A 1,543-nucleotide genomic window follows, 5' to 3' on the forward strand; every position below is an offset into this window, starting at 1 on the left:
TGAACTTTTCTAACATTTTAATTCGACTTTGAACTTGTGCTGCTTTGGTCGCTTTATAGCGAAATCGCTCAATAAAGGCTTCGGTCTTTTCGATTTTTTTCCGTTGGGTTTCAATTTCTTTTTCAATGAGTAAACGTTTTTGATCCTTTTCTTTTAAGTAGAAGGAATAATTCCCATGGTAGAGGTTCAATTTTCCATTAAAAATTTCGAAGGTTAGTTGGGTGATTTTATCTAAAAAACGCCGGTCATGGGAAATAGTAACCAGCGTACCCGAATAATCTTCGAGATACTTTTCCATCCATTCCATATTTTCAGTGTCAAGGTGATTGGTCGGTTCATCAAGTAACATGATATCGGGATTTGAAAGAAGAATTGAAGCTAAGAGTATTTTCATTTTCCAACCGCCGGAAAACTCAGTACACAACTTACTGTAATCTTTTTCCTCAAAACCCAAACCATGAAGAACTTTTTTGGATTTTGCTTCAAAAGAATATCCATCGAAGACTGAGAAGAGGTGTGAGGCTTCCTCATATTTTTTTAAAAGATTTTGATATTGGTCAGATTGAGGATCGGTAAATGCCATTTTATGTTCACAGGATTTGAGAGTGGTCTCAACTACTTTTAAGCCGGTAACATTTTTTAAAAAGTCTATAATGTTGATTGGTTCTAATTCCACCAAATCCTGAGGAAGATACCCGATGGTTTTATTATTTGGAACTTCTACCAAGCCCCGATCGGGAGTTGTCTTTCCAAGAATAATATGGAAAAGGGTCGTTTTACCGGTACCATTATTACCGACCAAGCCAATGCGATTTTTTTCGTTGATAGACAAAGAAAGACTATTAAATAGTGTCTTTCCGTTAAAGCTGAGATAAATGTCTTGGAGTTGTATCATTTTTAGCAATTCCCTATGACCATGATAAAATAACAAATATTTATTATATCAACTTTTTGCCTTAATGCCCAAAGTGAACTCGGTACAATAAATTACATTCTCCCTATTTTCCGTAGGAGCTTAATTTATCAAACCCATTTAAAATAATCGAGGAAAATTTATGAAAAATTTCTTACCAACCACCAAAAGCGAAATGAAAACCCGAGGATGGGATGAACTGGATTTTATCCTGGTTTCAGGAGATGCCTATGTTGATCATCCCTCCTTTGGAACGGCAATAATATCCCGTTATTTAGAGAGCCGTGGTTATCGAATTGGGATTTTGCCTCAACCTCGCTGGCAGGATGCTCGTGATTTCACCAGCTTAGGTAAGCCGCGTTTAGCTTTTTTAGTCACTGCTGGAAACCTCGATTCAATGGTGAATCATTATACTGTAGCGAAAAGAAAAAGAACCAAAGATGATTATTCACCGGCAGGAAAAACCGGTTTTCGGCCGGATCGAGCAACTATCGTCTATTCTCAGAAAATCCGTGAAGTCTATGGTGATATCCCAATCATACTGGGAGGGATCGAAGCCAGCCTGCGACGTTTAGCCCATTACGATTACTGGGAAAATCGGTTACGACCTTCACTGCTTCTTGATTCTGG

Annotated in this window: 2 protein-coding genes; one reads left to right on the top strand and one right to left on the bottom strand. The window is 37.8% G+C overall.

All coding sequences use genetic code 11. The features are described 5' to 3' along the window. Positions 1-895, bottom strand: an 895-nt coding sequence (locus tag PLK24_RS11370; RefSeq protein ID WP_324479235.1) for an ABC-F family ATP-binding cassette domain-containing protein, incomplete at its 3' end; no start/stop codon positions are given. 160 nt (positions 896-1,055) lie between these two features. Between PLK24_RS11370 and PLK24_RS11375 the strand changes: the two genes are divergently transcribed. After that, positions 1,056-1,543: YgiQ N-terminal domain-containing protein (locus PLK24_RS11375; protein ID WP_324479237.1), on the top strand; the 488-nt coding region annotated here is incomplete at its 3' end.

Source organism: Atribacter sp., from assembly GCF_035418125.1.
GTDB classification, from domain to species: domain Bacteria; phylum Atribacterota; class Atribacteria; order Atribacterales; family Atribacteraceae; genus Atribacter; species Atribacter allofermentans.